The 16,747-nt window shown below is 68.7% G+C and carries 16 protein-coding genes and 3 tRNA genes; 13 read left to right on the top strand and 6 right to left on the bottom strand.

The genetic code is table 11. From position 1 onward, the window contains the following. Positions 1–75: 75 nt before the first annotated feature. From ABZ863_RS28385 to ABZ863_RS28350, 8 genes are all read left to right on the top strand, one after another. On the top strand, positions 76–768 hold the full coding sequence (locus ABZ863_RS28385; protein ID WP_358541713.1) for an NAD(+)/NADH kinase: 693 nt from the start codon (positions 76–78) through the stop codon (positions 766–768). An 81-nt stretch (positions 769–849) separates the two neighbouring features. Further along, positions 850–1,848 carry a thiamine pyrophosphate-dependent dehydrogenase E1 component subunit alpha gene (locus ABZ863_RS28380; protein WP_358541710.1) on the top strand — a complete coding sequence of 333 codons (999 nt, stop codon included), beginning with the start codon at positions 850–852 and terminating at the stop codon, positions 1,846–1,848. Between the two features lie 15 nt (positions 1,849–1,863). Beyond that, positions 1,864–2,877, top strand: a complete 1,014-nt coding sequence (locus ABZ863_RS28375; RefSeq protein WP_358541708.1) for an alpha-ketoacid dehydrogenase subunit beta — start codon at positions 1,864–1,866, stop codon at positions 2,875–2,877. A 14-nt stretch (positions 2,878–2,891) separates the two neighbouring features. Further along, entirely contained in the window at positions 2,892–3,998 is a 1,107-nt protein-coding gene (locus tag ABZ863_RS28370; protein WP_358541705.1) for an acetoin dehydrogenase dihydrolipoyllysine-residue acetyltransferase subunit, read from the top strand. Between the two features lie 45 nt (positions 3,999–4,043). Continuing rightward, positions 4,044–5,315: a GAF domain-containing protein gene (locus tag ABZ863_RS28365; RefSeq protein WP_358541703.1), complete on the top strand. Its 1,272-nt coding sequence runs from the start codon at positions 4,044–4,046 to the stop codon at positions 5,313–5,315. Between the two features lie 152 nt (positions 5,316–5,467). Beyond that, on the top strand, positions 5,468–6,877 hold the full coding sequence (locus ABZ863_RS28360) for a hypothetical protein (protein WP_358541700.1): 1,410 nt from the start codon (positions 5,468–5,470) through the stop codon (positions 6,875–6,877). Next, complete coding sequence (locus tag ABZ863_RS28355) at positions 6,877–7,836, top strand: glutamate ABC transporter substrate-binding protein (RefSeq protein WP_358541697.1); 960 nt, start codon at positions 6,877–6,879, stop codon at positions 7,834–7,836. Before ABZ863_RS28360 ends, ABZ863_RS28355 begins: the two co-directional genes overlap by 1 nt. An 18-nt stretch (positions 7,837–7,854) precedes the next feature. Further along, positions 7,855–10,377, top strand: coding sequence for a tetratricopeptide repeat protein (locus tag ABZ863_RS28350; RefSeq protein ID WP_358541694.1), 2,523 nt, complete (start codon positions 7,855–7,857; stop codon positions 10,375–10,377). A 7-nt stretch (positions 10,378–10,384) separates the two neighbouring features. Here the strand turns inward: ABZ863_RS28350 and ABZ863_RS28345 are convergent, their stop codons facing one another. From ABZ863_RS28345 to ABZ863_RS28335, 3 genes are read right to left on the bottom strand one after another with little or no spacing between them, the layout of a single operon-like run. Further along, positions 10,385–11,536: a metallophosphoesterase gene (locus ABZ863_RS28345; protein WP_358541691.1), complete on the bottom strand. Its 1,152-nt coding sequence runs from the start codon at positions 11,534–11,536 to the stop codon at positions 10,385–10,387. Continuing rightward, on the bottom strand, positions 11,536–12,105 hold the full coding sequence (locus ABZ863_RS28340) for a PaaI family thioesterase (RefSeq protein WP_358541688.1): 570 nt from the start codon (positions 12,103–12,105) through the stop codon (positions 11,536–11,538). The genes ABZ863_RS28345 and ABZ863_RS28340 overlap by 1 nt, the downstream gene beginning before the upstream one ends. A 48-nt stretch (positions 12,106–12,153) precedes the next feature. Then, positions 12,154–13,356, bottom strand: a complete 1,203-nt coding sequence (locus ABZ863_RS28335) for an Ig-like domain-containing protein (protein ID WP_358541685.1) — start codon at positions 13,354–13,356, stop codon at positions 12,154–12,156. A gap of 394 nt (positions 13,357–13,750) precedes the next feature. Between ABZ863_RS28335 and ABZ863_RS28330 the strand changes: the two genes are divergently transcribed. After that, positions 13,751–13,954, top strand: a complete 204-nt coding sequence (locus ABZ863_RS28330) for a cold-shock protein (RefSeq protein ID WP_009156738.1) — start codon at positions 13,751–13,753, stop codon at positions 13,952–13,954. Between the two features lie 78 nt (positions 13,955–14,032). Here ABZ863_RS28330 and ABZ863_RS28325 read toward each other — a convergent pair whose 3' ends face one another. After that, on the bottom strand, positions 14,033–14,455 hold the full coding sequence (locus ABZ863_RS28325; protein ID WP_358541680.1) for a hypothetical protein: 423 nt from the start codon (positions 14,453–14,455) through the stop codon (positions 14,033–14,035). A 466-nt stretch (positions 14,456–14,921) separates the two neighbouring features. Here ABZ863_RS28325 and ABZ863_RS28320 point away from each other — a divergent pair, with 466 nt between their 5' ends. The 4 genes from ABZ863_RS28320 to ABZ863_RS28305 all read left to right on the top strand — a co-directional run bounded on the left by ABZ863_RS28320 (position 14,922) and on the right by ABZ863_RS28305 (position 15,806). Beyond that, positions 14,922–15,167 carry a hypothetical protein gene (locus ABZ863_RS28320; protein ID WP_358541677.1) on the top strand — a complete coding sequence of 82 codons (246 nt, stop codon included), beginning with the start codon at positions 14,922–14,924 and terminating at the stop codon, positions 15,165–15,167. A gap of 373 nt (positions 15,168–15,540) precedes the next feature. Then, a tRNA-Glu gene (locus tag ABZ863_RS28315) sits at positions 15,541–15,613 on the top strand. Positions 15,614–15,627: 14 nt separating this feature from the next. Continuing rightward, positions 15,628–15,704, top strand: a tRNA-Asp gene (locus tag ABZ863_RS28310). Positions 15,705–15,732: 28 nt separating this feature from the next. Further along, positions 15,733–15,806: transfer RNA gene (locus ABZ863_RS28305), tRNA-Phe, on the top strand. Between the two features lie 82 nt (positions 15,807–15,888). Here the strand turns inward: ABZ863_RS28305 and ABZ863_RS28300 are convergent. Both ABZ863_RS28300 and ABZ863_RS28295 read right to left on the bottom strand, forming a co-directional pair. Further along, positions 15,889–16,161 carry a hypothetical protein gene (locus ABZ863_RS28300; protein WP_358541674.1) on the bottom strand — a complete coding sequence of 91 codons (273 nt, stop codon included), beginning with the start codon at positions 16,159–16,161 and terminating at the stop codon, positions 15,889–15,891. Between the two features lie 41 nt (positions 16,162–16,202). Further along, the gene (locus ABZ863_RS28295) at positions 16,203–16,721 is read right to left on the bottom strand and encodes a hypothetical protein (RefSeq protein WP_358541671.1); all 519 of its coding nucleotides are present in this window, start codon (positions 16,719–16,721) and stop codon (positions 16,203–16,205) included. Between the last annotated feature and the right edge of the window lie 26 nt (positions 16,722–16,747).

Raw genomic sequence — 16,747 nt, 5'->3', positions numbered from 1 at the left:
CTTCCGCTCACCCCCTTCCTGGGAGTGCCATAGAGGCACGGCGTCGACGGCGACGCCACGCAGCGGGAGGTGGCGGTGGGCAGACCCGCGACGACGGTCGGCGTCGTGGCCAATCCCGCGTCCGGGCGGGACATCCGGCGGCTCGTGGCGCAGGCATCGGTGTTCCCGACCGCCGAGAAGGCCAACATGGTGCAGCGCCTGCTCGCCGCGTTCGCCTCGGTCGGTGTCGCCCGCGCGCTGCTGTCCACCGACCTCGGCGGCATCTCCTCGGCGGTGCTGCGTGCGCTGCGCACCCGCCGACCCGGCAGAGACGGCCCATGGCCGGACGTCGAGTTCTGCGACGCGGACCCCATCACCGGCACCGCCGAGGACACCACCAACGCCGTGCGCCACATGGTCGCGGCCGGTGCGCAGCTCATCGTGTGCCTCGGCGGCGACGGCACCGCCCGCGTTGCCACTGCCGCCTGCGGCCACGTGCCGTTGCTGGCGCTGTCGACCGGTACCAACAACGCGTTCCCGCGGATGCGGGAGGCCACGGTCGCCGGTCTCGCCGGCCAGCTCTGCCCCAGCTCACGGGACACCCGCGACGGCGTCATGCTCAGCCTCGCGCCGCCCGAGCGCGCCCGCTGGGTGGTACACGCGCCGATCGCGCCGGGCCTCGTCGTGGCGTCGGCTCCTGGCGGAGGCTGCCGGTCGGCGAACGCGTCGAAATCGGCGTCCCAGGCGCGGACTCCTGCGCACCGAGAACTCCCACCGGAAAGGCATTGAGGAGGTCAGAACCGGATGAGTAGCGACCGCGTGCAGACATTCGGTGAAAAACCTTGTGATACAACGAAAGGAGCGTCAACGATGACGGATACCTTGCCCACGGCGGTATTGCGGGAGCTCGACGAGAACGCGTTGCTCGACGCCTACCGCACGATGCGTACCATCCGCGCTTTCGAGGAACGGCTGCACGACGAGTTCGCGACCGGCGAGATCCCCGGCTTCGTGCACCTCTACGCCGGTGAGGAGGCGTCCGCCACCGGCGTGTGCGTACACCTCGACGAGCGCGACTCGATCGCCAGCACCCACCGCGGCCACGGCCACTGCCTTGCCAAGGGCGTGGACGTCAAGGCGATGATGGCCGAGATCTACGGCCGCAGCACGGGTTCCTGCCACGGCAAGGGCGGTTCGATGCACATCGCCGACCTGTCCAAGGGGATGCTCGGCGCCAACGGCATCGTCGGCGGTGGGCCGCCGCTGATCTGCGGCGCCGCGCTGGCGGCGAAGCAGCAGCGCACCGGCGGTGTCGGTGTCGCGTTCTTCGGCGACGGTGCGAGCAACCAGGGGACCACGCTGGAGGCGCTCAACCTCGCGTCGGTGTGGAACCTGCCCGCGGTCTTCATCGCCGAGAACAACGGCTACGCCGAGGCCACAGCAGCCACCTGGTCGGTCGCCGCCGACAACATCGCCGACCGCGCCGCCGGATTCGGGATGCCGGGGGTGATCGTGGACGGCTTCGACTTCTTCGCCGTGCACGAAGCCGCCGGTGAGGCCATCGCCAGGGCACGTGAGGGCGGCGGCCCGACGCTCATCGAGGTGAAGTTCACCCGCTACTTCGGCCACTTCGAGGGCGATCAGCAGACCTACCGTGCCACCGAGGTCGCCAACGCCAGGCAGAACCTGGACTGCCTCAAGCGGTTCCGGGACCGCGTCACCGAGACCGGGCAGCTCGATGAGTCCGAACTGGACACGGTGGACGCACAGGTGGCGGACCTCATCGCCGTGGCAGTCGAGGAGGCCAAGGCGGCGCCGAAGCCGACCGTGGCCGATCTGGAAACCGACGTCTACGTGACATACCAATAAGGAGGGTGGCCAACCATGGCGCGCACGATCAGCTACCGCGAGGCGATCAACGAGGCGCTCGCCCAGGAGATGGAACGTGACGAGTCCGTCGTGGTACTCGGCGAGGACAACGCCGGCGGTGCGGGCAGCCCCGGTGAGGAGGACGCGTGGGGCGGCGTACTCGGTGTCACCAAGGGCCTGTACCACCGGTTCCCAGGGCGGGTGCTGGACACGCCGATCTCCGAGTCGGCGTTCGTCGGTGCGGCGATCGGTGCAGCGACGCGGGGGCTGCGCCCTGTCGCCGAGCTGATGTTCATCGACTTCATGGGCGTCTGCTTCGACCAGATCTTCAACCAGGCGGCCAAGTTCCGGTACATGTTCGGCGGCGGGGCGCAGACCCCGGTCGTCATCCGCACCATGTACGGCGCCGGGCTGCGCGCGGCAGCGCAGCATTCGCAGGCGCTCTACCCGATCTTCACCCACATTCCCGGGCTGAAGGTCGTGGTGCCGTCGAGCCCGTACGAGGCGAAGGGGCTGCTGATCCAGTCCATTCGCGACAACGACCCGGTGATCTTCTGTGAGCACAAGGCGATGTACGACACCACGGGTGAGGTGCCGCAGGACAGCTACACGATCCCCTTCGGTGAGGCCAATGTGGTCCGTGACGGTGACGACGTGACGATCGTGGCGATCGGGCGGATGGTGCCGGTGGCCGAGGAGGCCGCGCGACAACTGTCCACATCGGGCGTCGAAGCCGAGATCATCGACCCGCGGACCACGAGCCCGCTGGACACCGAGACGATTCTGGAGAGTGTCGAGAACACCGGCAGGCTCGTGGTGGTCGACGAGGCGACCCCGCGCTGCAACCTGGCGACCGACATCTCCGCGCTCGTCGCCAAGGAGGCTTTCGGTTCGCTGCGGGCACCGATCGAGATGGTCACCGCGCCGCACACCCCGGTGCCCTTCTCCGACGTGCTCGAGGATCTCTACATCCCGGACGCCCAGCGGGTGACCAACGCCGCGAAGACCGTTGTCGAGTGGAAGAAGTAGGAAGAAGCCACCAGATGAACGAGGCCATCAAGAAGGTCGTCATGCCGAAGTGGGGCCTTTCGATGACCAGCGGCAAGGTCATCGAGTGGATTGCCACCGAAGGCGACGAGATCGCCGACGGTGACGATCTCGCCGAGATCGACACCGACAAGATCGCGGGCGCACTGGAGTCCGCGGACGACGGCGTGCTGCGCCGGATCATCGCGCTGGTCGGTGAGGACGTACCGGTCGGCGGGACGATCGCGTTGCTCGCTCCTGCCTACGTGCCCGAGACCGACATCGACGAGGCGGCCAGGCACGCTCGCGAGGAGCTCGACTCCGGTGCCGTCGAGGAGGTGCCGGGCCCGCAGACCGGCACCGTCGAGGTGGCAGGCCGCACGCTCGCCTACGCCGTGCTCGGTGACGCCGAGGAGGTCGTCGTGCTCGTGCACGGTTACGGCGGCGACAAGAACTCCTGGCTGTTCGTGCAGGAGCCGCTGTCGCAGTCATGCACTGTGTACGCACTGGACCTGCCGGGGCACGGAGAGTCGGCCAAGGACGTCGGCGACGGCTCGCTCGACACGCTGGCGGGCGCCATGCTCGGTTTCCTTGCGGCCGAGGGCATCGAGCGGGCGCACCTGGTGGGGCATTCCCTCGGTGGGGCCGTGGTTCTCGCGGCCGCGGCAAGGGAACCCCACCGGGTCGCCTCGCTCACGCTCGTCGCGCCTGCCGGGTTCGGCGACCAGATCAACTCCGGTTACCTCCGTGGGTTCGCGGAGGTAACCTCGCGGCGCGAGCTCAAACCGCACCTGGGGGCTCTTTTCGCCGACCCCGCGCAGGTCACCAGGAAGCTCACCGACGACCTGCTGAAGTACAAACGCCTCGACGGCGTCGACAAGGCCCTGAACACGCTGCTGGACACGTTGCTCGACGGGGACGCGCCCGGCATCGACGCCGCACCCCTGCTGTCCCGTGTGGACGTACCGGTTGCGGTGGTGTGGGGCCGCGCGGACGCGGTGCTGCCCGCCGCCAACGGCAGCGCGCTCACCGGCGTCAGCTACGTCGAAGAGGCAGGCCATATGGTGCACATGGAGAAACCGCAGGCCGTGGTCGCCGCGGTGGAGGCCATCACGGCGAAGTAGCCGAAGGCTTGGCGTGCGGCCCGCCGGCTTGCGACACTCGTAGACGTGCGCGAGGAGCGCCTCGAGGCAGCGGTGCCGGTCGGGGAGGATCCCCGGCGATACGCGCGTGTTCTGGCGAAGGTCCACGAGGCCGCCGTGTGCGGGCAACGGCCACCGGCCGAACCGCGCGCGGTGATCGGCGCCTCCTGGCAGCGCATGCGCAGGCTGGGGCTCGACCCCGACCGCGGCCGTGACGGGCAGCCGTTGCCGGTCGAGGAGCTGGAGCAGCGGCGGCGCGGCAGCGGGCTCGACGCCGCGCTGCCCATCCTGCGCGGTGGGCTCATCAGCGTGGCCGAGGAGGCGGCGCACATCATGGTCGTTGTCGACCACGAGGGCCGTGTGCTCTGGCGCGATGGCAGTGCGGCTGTCCGGCAGCGCGCCGACCGGCTCGGCTTCACCGAAGGCGTGTCCTGGCACGAGAACACCGTCGGCACGAACGCCATCGGCACCGCGCTCGTCGCGCGCAGGCCCATGCAGGTCTACTCCGCGGAACACTACGTCCGTTCCCACCACTCCTGGACGTGTGCCGCGGCGCCACTGCACGACCCCCGCGACGGCAGGCTGCTCGGGGTCGTCGACCTCTCCGGGCCTGCCGCGACCGTGCACGCCACCACGCTCGCGCTCGTTGCCGCCGTCGCCAGGCTCGCCGAAGCGCAGCTGCGCAACGCCCACCTCGCCGAGCTGGAACGGTTGCGCGCGGCGGCGTTGCCGGTGTTGTCGAAGGTGCCGGGCCGCGCCATGGTCACCGATCAGCACGGCTGGGTCGCGGCGGTGTCCGGGCTGTCCCCGCTGGACCGTGTTTCCCTGCCCGGCGGCTGCGGTGCCGGCGCGATGTGGTTGCCGTCGCTCGGTGTCTGCCGGTTCGAGCCGCTGCCGGGTGGCTGGCTGGTCCGGCTGGGTGATGGTGAGGCCGGCGCCGAACCCACCACAGCCGTGCTCGATGTCCGCTCGCCTCGCGCCTGCACGCTGACGGTCACCGGGCCGAGCGGGACGTGGACGCACACGCTGAGCCCGCGGCACGCCGAGATGCTGTACGTGCTCGCGCGGTACCGGGATGGCCGGTCGGCGGCGGAACTCGCGCTCGACCTGTTCGGCGATCCGGCACGCACGGTGACGGTGCGTGCTGAGATGTCCCGTCTGCGCAGGCAGCTCGGCGGGCTCCTCGCCCGCACCCCGTATCGTTTCGCTGACGACATCGATGTCGTGCTGAAGCAGCCTGCGGATCGTGAGCTCGTACTGCCGCACTCCGCCGCGCCGGCGATTCGCCGCGGCAACTAACCTGGCCGGGTTACGGGCCAGCCACGATCTTGGTCCGTTCGTGGCGTCCGTGGTTGCCTTCCGGCGTTCTCGGCTACGGTGCCTTTTCAGAAACCGCTGTCGATGCGCGGCTACGCCTGCATGTGGGTGCTGGAACTGGGTGGAGGAAAGCGATGACGAGCACCGTGACCCCGCGCGGTCCGGGCGTACCCGCTGTGCCTGGCTCAGAGCCCCCCGACGAACCGCGCGGCCCGCGTTCGGGAATCGCCTGGTTGCTCGAACTCCCGGCGAACGCGGTCCGGAGCATCACCCGTTCGGCCGCGACCACGCCAGGCCGGTTCTCCCTCATCGCGGCGGGCCTCATCGTGCTGTCGCTGCTCACCGGTGTCATCGGCACGGTGGCCGTGCAGGACCGCGCAAACACCATCGAAGGGCTGATCGACCACCGCGAACCGATGACCGCCGCGGCACAGGAGGTCTACCGATCCCTGTCGGACGCCGACGCGACGGCAGCGAGCGCGTTCCTCGCGACCGGTGCGGAGCCGCCCGAACTGCGCGAGCGTTACGAGTTCGATATCGCCAAGGCCGGTGCGGCACTGGCGAAGGCAGCGGCTGACTCGGGCAGCGTCGCCGAGGCGGCCGAGCAGGTGAACATCATCAACCAGCAGCTGCCCGTCTACACCGGACTCGTCGAGACCGCGCGGGCGAACAACCGGCAGGGGTTCCCGGCAGGCGCGGCCTACCTGCGCGAGGCGTCGGCACTGATGCGGGCCAAGATCCTGCCCGCGGCGCAGGAGCTCTACGAGATCGACACCGAGCGGCTCGTGGCGGAGCAGGACGACGCGACAGGCGTGCCGTGGGTCACGGCGCTGCTGACGCTGGGACTGCTCGCCGCGCTCATCGCGACGCAGATCTACCTCAAGCGCAAGACCAATCGCGTCTTCAACGTCGGGCTCGTGGTGGCCACGATCGCCGTTGCCGTGGCCGTTTTGTGGAGCGCCACCGCGCTCACGGTGCAGAGCGTGCTGGTCAGCGGTGGCAGGGGAGACGGAACGGAACAGGCGGATCTGCTCGTGCGCGCCAGGATCGCGGCACTGCAGGCCCGCGCCGACGAGACGCTGACGCTGGTGGCCAGGGGCGGTGGCGAGTCCTACGAGGAGCAGTTCGGCGAGCTGACCGGTCAGCTCGCCGGTGCCGACGGGCAGGGCGGCCTGCTCGCCGTGGCGGCAGACCGGGCGCAGGGGCACCCTTCGGCCGCGCACATCGACTCGGCCGTGCGTAATGCCGCCGCCTGGCGCGAGGCACACGCCCAGCTCCGCGAGCTCGACGGCTCCGGCAACTACCAGGACGCGGTGCGACTGGCGATCGATGAGTCCACCGAGGACACCGCCGCGGCGGCGTTCTCCCGCCTCGACCGCGATCTCGCGGCGGCGATCGGGGCGGGGCGGCAGATCTTCGTCGACGACACGACCAACGCCTCGCGCGCGATGACGTTGCTGGCCCCCGGTTTCGCCGTGCTCGCGGTGATCGCCGCGCTGGGCACCACCTTGGGTATCCGGGAACGCTTGCGGGAGTACCGCTGATGAAGAAGAACGTGCGATTCGGGCTGCTGCTGTCGGCGGCGGCGCTGCTGGTGGCGGGGTGCGGTTCCCCTGGTGCACCAGTCGATCCGGCTCCGGTGAGTACAGTCGAGCGCCCGCAGCCTGCCAATGCCGCCGTCGAGACCGACGTCGAGGGCGGTGGTTCCAGCCAGCAGGAGTGCGACCCCACCGCGAGCCTTGCACCAGACGGCTCGATCCCCGCAGGCTCCACGATGGACGAGATCCGTGACCGCGGGTACCTGATCGCCGGCGTCGACCAGAACACGTTCCTGTTCGGGTTCCGGAACCCGACCACCGGGATGCTCGAAGGTTTCGACATCGACATCGTCAAGGAGATCGCGAACGAGATCTTCGGCGATCCCAACGCTGTCCAGTTCCGGGCCATCAGCTCGGCGCAACGCATCCCCGTGCTCCAGGACGGCACTGTGGACATCGTCGCGCGTACCTTCTCGATCACCTGCGAGCGGCTGAAGGACATCAACTTCTCGACCGTGTACTACGTCGCCGGGCAGCGGGTCCTGGTGGACGAGAACTCGCCGGTGCAGGGTATCGGCGATCTCGGCGACAAGCGGGTGTGCGCGACCAAGTCGTCCACCTCGCTGCGTAACATCGTGGCCGCCGACCCGAAGCCGGTCCCGGTCTCGGTGGACGACTGGTCGGACTGCCTTGTCATGCTGCAACAGGGGCAGGTCGACGCGGTGTCCACTGACGACACCATCCTCGCCGGGATGGCCGAGCAGGACCCGACGGTCAAGATCGTCGGTGACCGCTTCACCGATGAGTACTACGGCATCGGCATTCCACAGGAGAACGATGACATGGTGCGTTTCGTGAACGCCGTCCTCGAACGCGTCCGGGGCGGACTGTGGCAGGCCAGCTACGACCGGTGGCTGCGGGCCAGGCTCGGCCAGTCGGCGCCGCCAGCTCCCAACTACCGGTGATTGGGCAGGGAGGTAGCAGTGTCGGATGAGCCACGCCGTCCTCGGCACGCCACGCCGGATGACGAGCCCGAGGGCAGCGGCTGGACGCAACCGCCGGAGGTACTGACCGGCTCGCGGCCTGCGCCGCCCCGGCCGCGGGTGCAGGCACCGGGGCAGCCGCAACCACCGCAGCCGCAGATCGTGCCGAACACGCAGCAGGTGCGGCCCTACCAGCCGGTCCCCGATGAGCCGCAGCCCACGAGCGTGCTGGCCAGTCCCTCGCCTGCCACCGAGTTCATCACCCCGCCCGCGCCGCCGCCGGAGCCGAGCGGTCCCGGCACGCTGCCCGACCCGGGCACGGAGAGCGTCCTGCCGCCGAGTACGAGCGACGGCTTTGCCCCCGGGACGGGTCCGGGAACCGGGCCGGGCACCGGTTCCGGTGCCTTCCCCGGGACCTCACGCCGCACCTCGTCGCGTACGTCGCGGCGCGGCCGGCTCGGCGCCGGGCTCGTGGAAGTGCCGCAGGTGCCCTACCGTGATCCCGCCTCGGCGGTGCTCACGGACCCGGTCGTCTCGGAGCAGAAACGCTTCTGTGGCAACTGTGGCACCAAGGTCGGTCGTGGCAAGGACGGCCGGCCGGGCAGCCCGCAGGGCACGTGCGAGCAGTGCGGGAGCCGGTTCTCGTTCACGCCCAAGCTGCGTCCGCACGAGGTGGTCGGCGGGCAGTACGAGGTGCTCGGTGCGCTGGCCTACGGCGGGCTCGGCTGGATCTACCTCGCGCAGGACCACAACGTCAGCGACCGCTGGGTCGTCCTCAAAGGACTGATCGACACCGGCGACGCGACCGCGATGGCCGCCGCACAGAACGAAACGCGCTTCCTCGCCGAGGTCGAGCACCCGAACATCGTCAAGATCTACAACTTCGTCCAGCATCCCGACCCGGACACCGGCACTTCCGTCGGCTACATCGTGATGGAGTACGTCGGCGGCCAGTCGCTGCGGCAGCTCGCGCTGGCGCACCACAGGGAGACCGGCAGGGCAGAACCGCTGCCGATCGGCCAGGTGATCGCCTACGGGCTGGAGATCCTGCCCGCGCTCGGCTACCTGCACAGCCAGGGTCTGCTGTACTGCGATCTCAAACCCGACAACGTGATCCAGACGCATGAGCAGCTCAAGCTCATCGACCTCGGCGCCGTGCGGCACATGGACGACTACACCAGCCCACTGTTCTTTACTACCGGCTACAGCGCGCCGGAGCTGGCCAAGCGTGGTGCCTCTGTCGCGTCCGACCTGTTCACGGTCGGGCGCACGCTCGCCGTGCTGAGCTTCGAGTTCGCCGGCTACACCACGAAGTACAAGACCATGTTGCCGAGCCCGGACGATGTGCCGTTGTTCAAACTGTTCGGCTCCTACTACCGGTTCCTGCGCCGTGCGACACACGCCGACCCGGACCGGCGGTTCGTCTCCGCCGAGGACATGGCCGACCAGCTCACCGGCGTGCTGCGCGAGATCATGGCGCTGGGTACCGGAAAACAGCGTCCGGCTCCGTCCACAGTGTTCGGTCCGGAGACCAACACGTTCGGTGTGGACATGGTGGTGCCCGCGCCGGGGCAGCACGTCACGCTGCCGAACCCGGTCGAGGTCGTCGCCGGCCTGCCGATCCCGCAGGTGCACACCGACGACGCGGGTGCCGGTGTGCTCGCGACACTCGTGGCCGCGGATCCGAAGACGGCCATCGACGCGCTGGCCAACGCGCCGCGCGAGTCGATCGAGGTGCGGTTGCGCATTGTGCGTGCCCGCATCGAGCTGGGTGAGCTCGCCGAAGCCAACCGGCAGTTGCAGGCGGCCCAGTATCTGGCGATCAAGGCGGGGTTCCCGCACGACTGGCGCATCGACTGGTACCGCGGGCTCATCGAGCTGGCCGGCGGACGCCCGCGGGTGGCGCATGTCGCGTTCGACGCCGTCTACGACGAACTGCCCGGTGAGGTCGCGCCGAAACTCGCGCTCGGGTTCAGCGCGGAGAGCGTCGGCGACTACTTCACCGCGTCCCGGCTGTACGAGCTGGTGTGGCGGGCCGACCGGTCCTACGTCAGCGCGGCGTTCGGCCTGGCGCGCGTGTACCTGGCGCAAGGCGCCCGTGCGAGCGCCATCGAGGTGCTGGAGTCGGTGCCGCCGTCCTCGACGCACCACGTCGCCGCGCAGGTCGCCGCCATCAAGATCAAGACCCGGCTGACCGGTGGCCAGGGCCATGTCGTGCAGGAACGCGACTTCGTGGAGGCGGCGACGCGGCTCGAGCGGCTGGCGCTGGACGCGGAACGCCGTACCCGGCTCTCCGCGGAGGTGCTGGAGGCGGCGTTCCAGTGGGTGCGCTCCGATGCCGCCCGGCACGGCGGGCAACGGGCACCGGGTGCGAAGGTACTCGGCTGGGACCTCGCCGAACGGGACCTGAGGTTCGGGCTGGAACGGTGTTACCGGGCGCTGGCCCGGCTGGCCAGCAGCACCGAGCAGCGGATCGAGCTGGTCGACAAGGCGAACGCGATCCGCCCGCGCACGCTGACCTAGCGGGCGGCTACTCGGTGGTGAGCTCGACGATCGTGATGTCCGGCGGCGCGCCGACCCGCACCGGCGGGCCCCAGAAACCGGCGCCGCGCGTGACGTACATCTTCGTGTCGCCGAACCGGTAGGACCCTGCGACGGCGCCCTGCTGGAGGTTGACGATCAACTCGAACGGCGACAGCTGCCCGCCGTGAGTGTGCCCGGCCAGCACCAGGTCCACACCGTGTTCGACGGCGCCGGGTGCGTCACGGGGCTGGTGCGCAACCAGCACCACGGCCCGGTCGGGGTCCCGGCCTACGACCGCCGCGCCGATGTCGCCGGGGTCCTGCCACTGGTACCCCGTGTGGTCGTTGATACCGGCCAGGTGGAACACGCCACCGTTGTGGTCGATGTCCACGTGCGCGTTGCGCAGCGGCCGGATCCCGAGCGAGGGCAGGTAGTCCACCCATTCCTGATACCCCGAGTAGTACTCGTGGTTACCGGTCACGAAGAACGTGCCGTGTGTGCTGCGCAGGTCCGCCAGCGGCGCGGCCGCGTCGGCGAGGTCCTGCACCCTGCCGTCCACCAGGTCACCGGCGATCACCACCAGGTCGGGCCGCTCGGCGTTGACCAGCTCGACGATCCGCTGTGTGAACGACCGGCCGATGATCGGTCCGAGGTGGATATCGCTGAGCAGCGCGATCCGGCAGCCCGCCGCGCGCGGGTCGAGCCTGCGCAGCCCGATGGGCACGCGGGTCACCGTGGGCGGGCCCATGGCGACTGCGACGCCGTAACCCACGAACCCGGTGGCGACCACCCCGGCGACCGCGGCCGAACCGCGCGCCAGTGCGACGCGCCTGCTGACGCCCGTGCGTTCCTCAGCCGGTGGCTCGCGGCGTACCCAGCGACGCAGTGCGAACCGCGGCAGCTCCAGCACCAGCAAAGCGACCAGCAGGTAGAAGAACAACGCCAGCCACAGGTACCCGGGCCACGCGAACCACTGCGCGATCGCGGGGTCGATCCCGGTCCCCACGGCCAATGCCGCCACCATCAGCAGCATCAGCACCACGACCGCGGTGGTGCCGAGCCTGCGGGCCCGGCTGCGTGGGCTCGTCGTGTCGGCGACGAGCCGTTTCCACAGATAAAGATGTAAGACGAGGAGCAGTGCGATGGCTGCGATGAACATCAGGGGTTGATGTCCCAGCCTTCCTGCCCTGCCTGTTGCAGCTTCTCCAGTGCGTCGGCGTCCCCGTGCGTGGTGAAGTGGTCGAAGCCGACCGTCACGAACAGTCCCCGCGCCCGAACCGCCACGGCGCCGTCGTCGGCGTTCAGCCTGCCTTCGGCACTGGCGTAGATCTTGCGCCCGGCCACGCCGTCGAGCTTGGCCGTGATGTGCAACGTGGAGCCGACCGGCACCGGCCGCACGAAATCCGTCTCCAGCCGACCGGTCACAGCCGGCTTGCGAAGCAGGTTGCCGACCGCCGCGCCGAGTGCCTCGTCGAAGGCACACGCCAGCAGCCCGCCGTGGGCGAGTCCCGGTGCGCCCTGGTGGGTTTCGGTGACCGTGAAATGGGACACCACGACCATGCCGTCGCCGACCGTCGACTGCATGTGCAGTCCGTCCTCGATCTGGTCACCACAACCGAAGCAGTGCGTGTAGTGCACGCCCAGCTTGCTGCCCGGCGCCGGGGCCGCCGGGTGCGGCACGGCCGGTTCCGTGTCGACCGGCGGCCAGCTGTCTGCAGGTTTGCTCACCCGGTCAAGTTATCCGGTGCCGGTTGTGCCCCTGTCGCGGTGGCGGATTTACCGGCTCAGCGCCGACATCGCCGTCCATTCGTCCCACGAGTAGGACCAGTCGTGGTAGGCGCCGTCGCGTGGACCGAGTTGCTGTGTGCTGCCCTCGATCTCGACCGGATCGCCCATCATCGCGCTGTCGAAGTACTCCTTGGCGTTCTCCGGCGACAGGTTGATGCAGCCGTGCGAGACGTTTTCCTTGCCCTGGTCCGCCACCGACCACGGCGCCCCGTGGGTGAACTCACCGTTGTTCGAGATTCGGACGGCCCAGTTGACTTCGAAGTCCTCGTAGCCGTAGCCAGGGTTGTTCATGAAGTACGTCTCGTGCTTGGTCATCACGACGTGGATGCCGCTGCGGGTGACGCGGCCGGGATCGGACTCCAGCCCGAAGCTCGCCGGGTAGTCGGCGACCTCGGCGCCGTCGCGGTAGACGACCATGCGGTGGGTTTGTGTGTTCGCCTTGACGATCTGTGACCGGCCGATGGAGAAGTCGGAGGTGAGATCGGCTTCGCCGTACACGCCGTCGCCGAGGCGAACGCCGTAGATCAGCGCCTTCACCGACACCTCGGTGCCCGGCTGCCAGTATTCCTTGGGGCGCCAGTGAACCGAGGAGTCGTTCTCCAGCCACGCCCATGCGCCCTCGGTCGGCGGCGTCGTCTCGACCGAGAGGGCGTTCTCCACCGCGGCCTTGTCGGTGACGGGGCTGTCGAAGGTCACGCTGATCGGCATCGCGATGCCGTAGGTCTTGTCGTCGCCGACGTTGAGCCTGCCACCCATCGTCGCGGTGGGCGTCACGGTGGTGAAGGACCCACTGATCGGCTCGGTCGTTCCGTTCTCGCCGACCGCGGTGCCCGACCACGTATAGGTCTTGCCGTAGCCGAGCGGCTCGGTGGCGGTCCAGCTGCGCTTGTCGCCGGAGAGCTGGCCGGCGACCTCCTTGCCCACCGGGTTGGTCAACGTGATCGACCGGATTGTCCCGCCTGCCACGGAAACCTGGACCGGATCTCGCGGAGCGACGTCCTGTGCGCCGGTCGCGGGCTGCGCCGTGACCTCGGCCGCCGCCGCCGGAGGTGGCCCCTCCTTCGGCGGCTCCGTTGTCTGGTCGGTGCTCCCGCCGCCGTCTCCCGAACAGGCGGTCAGCGCCAGGAGAAACGTCAGCAGAAGTGCCAGCAGCCCCCCGGCGCGCCCGGTCCGCAGTCCCCGTTGTGTCACGTCAAGCCCCTTAGTCGCCCCATGTACCCCCACTGACGCCTGGTGGAAGCTGTTCGTTGCACAGCGAAATTTGTGACTGTCCTCACGTGCGAGGACTGGTCGCACCAGGCCGTAGTTTCCCGCGGGGCGACATCGCTGGAGGGCCCCGTTCCGTCACGCGTTCGCGCGTGAACCGCCCGGTTGGACCAACCTTGATAGGTGGGGTTCGCAAACGGCCTGTAGCCGGTAGGCTTCGGGGTGGCCGTCGTTTTGCGTGTTAGTGGCTTCACACTCGCGGAACTTCTGACGCGAGCCGTGAGCCACGTGCTCGTTGCTCGTCTCGTTGGAACCGCCCGGGACGGCTAGGGTGCCGCTTCGGCGGCGTCTATGCGGAACAGCAACGAGGAGTAAAACGGTGGCGCAAGGCACTGTGAAGTGGTTCAACGCCGAAAAGGGCTTCGGCTTCATCGCCCAGGACGGCGGCGAGGGCGACGTGTTCGTCCACTACTCGGAGATCGAGGGCCGCGGTTTCCGCACGCTCGAAGAGAACCAGCGGGTGGAGTTCGAGGTCGGCCAGGGTCAGAAGGGGCCGCAGGCTCAGAAGGTTCGCGCTCTCTAAGGGCGTCACCCCCTGACAAACGACGAGCCCCCGGCGGGATCCGCCGGGGGCTCGATCGTTTGTTGGTCCGTCGCCGGGTCAGCGAACAGGCTGCTCCCACTGGCTGCGGTCGAAGAAGTGCTCGTCGGTCTGAGGATCGGCATCGGCGTGGCGCTGTGCCTGCCGCTGCTCGGTGGATGACTGGCCCTCCCAGGCCAGGCGCTCGAGGACCCACTCGAGGGCAAGCGCCTGTGGCGACGTGCCACGCTCGATGGCGAGGTCCTTCAACTGTTGGCCGGCGATGAGGTTCATGCGGAGCTGGTAGACCTGAGCGTCGCCGAAGCGTCGGCCGGACCCGGTGCTTTCCGGGTCGGTCTCGGGCGCCAACGCGGCGAGGTAGCTGGTGAGCTCGTGGTCCTCAGCAGCAGGGTCCGCGCCCTTGGCAGCCGTGTTGGGGTGCCGAGCGCCGTTCACTGCCTTGAGGTTGGTGCGGGTGCTCCGCCGTCCGAATGAAAGAGGCACCACCCCACGATAACGGTTGTGTCTCGGCCGCAATGTCTCTGTGACTCTAACCACTCGGCGTGTCGCGATTTTTCCGGAAATGTTGGGTCGTCTGGAGTAATCGCGGTCCCACCGGCGCAGCGCATGCGCACTGCGCGTAGCCAAAATTGATTGCGTCCGGAAATGGAGGGGCCCCCGCGCCAGGGGGAGGAACGCGGGGGCCGGAGGGGATCTCCACAGGCGCTGACCGGGGGTGTGTCAGCACTTCGATTGTTACACGACCAGGTGCCCGATCGCGAGGGTTGCGTCCGAAAAAGACCTCTGAGCTGTCATTTCTCCGTTGCGGGTCGTTCATTTCCGAACTATGCCCGAATGGCCGCTCAAGCCCACGCAGCGTGCGCAGAGGTTCACTCTCCGGGGGGCTGTGGCCTCAGTCCGGCGCTCGCTAGCCTCGCCGCCAAGCGATCGAGAAGCCCTTGGAGGAGCCATGAGCGGGTCTGTGGAAGTGCGGCAGTTCCTCCTTCGCTACGAGGGAGAAGGGCAAAGTGCCACCGGCGGCGTGCCGACGCAGCGAGTCGGTCGTGCGGACGCCCCGCGAGTCTCGGATGACCAGGTGCGCAGGGCGAGGCTCGCTGTGGCGCGCGGGGCGAATGATGTCGAGGACTGCGGTCAGTTGCTCGACATGCTGGGTTTGAAACCGGGCGAGGACGGTCGAGCGCCGGTGCAGCGGTAGCGGAGTCCGGACTGGCTTGAGTCGGCAGCCCCAGGCTGCCCAGATGCACACCCCCTGGTCGTGCACCTGGGCAGCACAGAGCCAAGCTACTGGTCTGAACCGGGCTGAAGCAATCGATTGCCGGTGGCCACGGCGTTTCGCCGCAAGGTCTTTCGCTTTCGTGAACAGTCGGGCAAGCTTTTCGGTAACGCCGTTACACGTCTCGGGTGCGGGGATCCGGCCGGCGTGGCCGCGTGGTGGCCCGTACGAACGTTTTTGCAGGTCGGAGTGGATTTGGGACCCACTGAAGAGGGGGTTGGAGGGGTGTCCTAAACTAGTAATCGCTCCCAGGGGGACCTGAGAGCGCGGTCGGTCGGTTCGCCGAACCGGCTGGGCTCCCATCGTCTAGTGGCCTAGGACTCCGCCCTTTCAAGGCGGCAACGCGGGTTCGAATCCCGTTGGGAGTACGCAGTACATGCAAGGCCCTGTGGCGCAGTTGGTTAGCGCGTCGCCCTGTCACGGCGAAGGTCGCGGGTTCGAGTCCCGTCAGGGTCGCCAGAGCGTTCGGTTAGCAGCCGGCGTTTCCGGCCAGGTAGCTCAGTTGGTACGAGCGTCCGCCTGAAAAGCGGAAGGTCGCCGGTTCGACCCCGGCCCTGGCCACACCTTCGAGAGCCGCCCAGGCGCAGGTCAGGGCGGTTTTTTCATGTCTGGCTGGAGTTGTGCCGCCGGAGGCTCAGTTGAACTAGGATCGGTACTTGCCGTCGACCAAGCGAACCCAGGTGTCGGCCCAGCCGCTGGAGATCGCGATCTCGTCCAGCGCGCCAGTCGGTAAGCAAAGCACCTTGAACTGCTCACGGGCGGTCGCATTGCCATCGTCGATGCGTTGGCGCAAGGTCTCCAGTTCGTGGATCAGTTCCTCGACTGTGCTGTATCGGCTCCAGAGGACGTCGTGAGTACCTGTGCGCAGTATCGACAGCAGTTCGCCGATGAGATCGCTCAGCGGATCACGGGTCATCGGTGGATTATCGCCGAGGCTCGCTTACGCGGGTGCCACTCTCAGTGCAGGTGGAGCAGGACCAGGTTCTTGAGCAAGATCATTACGGCGCCCATGGCCGCCGCGGCAGCAGTCATGCCGATCAACTGCCGGCTTCGCAGCGCAGCCGCGCGGCAGGCCGACCACGCGTAGTAGACCAGCAGAACCACCGCCGCGGCCAGTCCGATGTTGGCGGCGGTCATCGGCGATGCGCCGGCCAACCGCGCCACCAGCAACACGAGAAGCGGCCCGTACGAGGCGCTCACCATCGGCCAGGTGGTGGCCAGCTCCGACCGAATCTGCTCGCGGCCCGGCAACTTGCCACCCTCCACGTGTTTCCCGAGCAGTTCGGCGTACTCCTCGGCCGCCCAGTACACCAGCAGCGTGACCACCACAGTGACCGCAAGGGCTGCGGTCGGCAGCCGCCCCCCGGCCGCGGTGAGGATCGCCGCCGTAACGATCGCCCCGTAGATGCCAGCAGCCCGTCGTCGGCCTGAACTACCCCCGAACGGCGCGGTGGAGCGCGTCGGAGTCTCTGCCATTCGACCAGCCTCGACACCTCGGGGCC

The sequence above is a fragment of the Saccharomonospora sp. NPDC046836 genome (assembly GCF_040645195.1).
Lineage (GTDB): Bacteria > Actinomycetota > Actinomycetes > Mycobacteriales > Pseudonocardiaceae > Prauserella_A.
Note: the sequence above shows the minus strand (reverse complement) of the source record. Positions and strands in the feature narration are given on the sequence as shown.